Below are 2,379 nucleotides of genomic sequence, written 5' to 3' on the forward strand. Positions count from 1 at the left end.
CGCCAGTTCAGGCGGATGGAGCCGTCGGCCTTGGCGCTGCCCCAGCGGGTTTGCGCGCTCGACAGGCGCAGGCTGGTCCAGCGCACGCCCAGCAGCGGCGCGAAATGCTCGAGCCGCGCGGTGAAATGGCGGCGCGCATCGCGCATCAGCCAGGCCTGTACGGCATCTCGGATCTGCGCGGGGCTGGCGCTGTGGGCGAGCCCGATGCACAGGCTCGCGCCTTGCGCCGCATCCCCCGGACCGGACACCAGGGCGCCGCCCCGGCCGGTGAAGCCGTGCGTGGGGTCGAGCACCAGCGTGAGCGGTTCGCCCAGATAGGGCAGCTGGGCACCGTGGCCCCAGGTGATGCGTCCGCCCTCTTGCCGCTGCTGGCGCGCACGCGCTTCGTCCAGCTTGCGCAGAATCCAGCCCGACTTCTCGCGCAGCGCCGCATCCACGGCCGACAGCGTGACCCACGAGGGCACCCGCACCGCCAGACCGTCGGCCCCCACCGTGAAACCGATGCTGCGCCGGCGCGCGCGCTGCAGGGCATAGGCCACCACAGCGTTGCCCAGCAGCACCTCGCGGTTCGCCTGGGGGTGCCGGAACTCGGCGGGCGACAGCAGCGACGGCAGGGTAAGCGCTGGTGGCTGCGCTGCACGCACGTCTTTTGCTGCGAAACCAGGAGCATTCTGCGCATGCTGGGGCACTGCAGGCACTTTTTGCTTCAAACCCGGTGCCGCAGGCGCCGGGGCCGCTCCGGCTTGGGTCGGCGCCTCGGTAGAACACCCCGGGCCGGGCGGGTCGAACAGGTCGAGCGCCAGTTGCACGAGCCGCTGCATCATCGCGCCCTCACGGGTTGGTGGAAACGGCCTCGGGATAAGCCTCGGGATCCAGGCGGCGCATTTCGGCCTCGATCCAGGCCTCGACCTCCTGCATCAGTTCGTCGGGCTTGCGGCCCACACTGGGGATGGGTTGGCCAATCGACACATCCACCACCCCGGGGCGCTTGATGAAGGCCTTGCGCGGCCACACCCGTGCCGAGGTGACGGCCACGGGCACCACCGGCACGCCCGCGTCCACGGCCAGCCGCGTGCCACCGCTCTTGTATTGCCCCGCCTGGCCGCGTTCCACGCGCGTCCCCTCGGGAAACATGATCACCCAGGTGCCTTCGGCCAGCAGGGCCCGGCCCCGTTGCACCACCTTGGCAAACGCGCGCACGCCCTGGCGGCGGTCGATATGGATCATGTCCAGGCTGCCGATCGACCAGCCGAAGAAGGGCACGTGCAGCAGTTCCTTCTTGAACACATAGGCCAGCGGGCGCGGCATGATGGCCGGCATGAGGAAGGTTTCGTAGGTGGACTGGTGCTTGACCAGCAGCACCACGCCCTGCTTTTCCCCTGTGGGCAAATGCTCCAAGCCGGTGATGCGGGTGCGGATGCCCATGATCACGCGGGCAGAATCCACGCTGAGCTTGAGCCACGCCCGCGCAATGCGGTAGCGGGTGCGGCTGCCGGCACCGAACAGCCGCACCAGCAGAATCGCCAGCGTATAGGGCACCACGGTGATGCCCATCCAGAGCATGTGGACAATGGAACGGATCAAGGCCATAGATCGGGTAGTTTTGGCCGCAGGCGCTCGTCAATCAAGCGCCTGCAGCTATTGAAAAAATAGCATCAGAAACCCACCGGCGAGGCATCGGCTGCCGCTGCGGGGGCCGCGCCCGGCTCTGGCGCGGGCGCCGGGGGCAGTAGATGCTCGACAAATGCAGCCAGGCTGGCGTGCACCCGCGTGGTCGCCGGAAAATCGATGGGCAACGCCTGGCCGGGCTGCAGATGGGCCGAGCTGCCCGTGCACACCAGGTGCACCTGCGCACCCAGCGCCGCCCCGGCCTGCAGGTGTTCGGCGCAACTGCCCACCACCTGCACGTCGAGCTGCTCCACGCCATAGCGTTCGCAGATCTGTTCGAGCAGGCCAGGGGCCGGCTCCCGGCACTGGCACGCCTCGTCGGGGCCGTGCGGGCAGTAGAACACCGCATCGATGCGCCCGCCCACGGCCGCTACCTGCCGCAGCATCTTGGCGTGGATGGCGTTGAGCGCCACCACGTCGAACAGGCCGCGCCCCAGGCCCGGCTGGTTGGTGGCCACCACCACATGCCAGCCGGCATGGTTGAGCCGCGCCACGGCCTCGAGCGCGCCCGGCAGGGCATTCCATTCATCGGCCGAGGTGATGAAGTCATCCGCCAGCGGATTGAGCGTGCCGTCACGATCGAAAATCGCGAGTTTCATGGATGGACGCCTCCTTGTGCCCTGCCCCGCGCATGCCCGGGGCCCCGCGCATGATACGGGCGCGTGCGGTGCCCCCCCGCCATGCAGACACCACAGCACGGCGCGCGCAGCG

At 69.2% G+C, this 2,379-nt stretch carries 3 protein-coding genes; all 3 read right to left on the bottom strand.

The window, feature by feature from the left end:
* Positions 1-821, bottom strand: an 821-nt coding sequence (locus tag ACDELDRAFT_RS21415; RefSeq protein ID WP_040330406.1) for a M48 family metallopeptidase, incomplete at its 3' end; no start/stop codon positions are given.
* Positions 822-831: 10 nt separating this feature from the next.
* On the bottom strand, positions 832-1,590 hold the full coding sequence (locus ACDELDRAFT_RS21420) for a lysophospholipid acyltransferase family protein (protein ID WP_005800421.1): 759 nt from the start codon (positions 1,588-1,590) through the stop codon (positions 832-834).
* 65 nt (positions 1,591-1,655) lie between these two features.
* Complete coding sequence (gmhB, locus tag ACDELDRAFT_RS21425; protein WP_005800423.1) at positions 1,656-2,267, bottom strand: D-glycero-beta-D-manno-heptose 1,7-bisphosphate 7-phosphatase; 612 nt, start codon at positions 2,265-2,267, stop codon at positions 1,656-1,658.
* Between the last annotated feature and the right edge of the window lie 112 nt (positions 2,268-2,379).

The organism is Acidovorax delafieldii 2AN (assembly GCF_000175235.1).
In the GTDB taxonomy this organism is placed as follows: Bacteria; Pseudomonadota; Gammaproteobacteria; order Burkholderiales; family Burkholderiaceae_C; genus Acidovorax; species Acidovorax delafieldii_B.

Coding starts and splice junctions, on each gene's coding strand:
- gmhB (WP_005800423.1), bottom strand. CDS start 2,267: ATGAAACTCGCGATTTTCGATCGTGACGGCACGCTCAATCCGCTGGCG.
- ACDELDRAFT_RS21420 (WP_005800421.1), bottom strand. CDS start 1,590: ATGGCCTTGATCCGTTCCATTGTCCACATGCTCTGGATGGGCATCACC.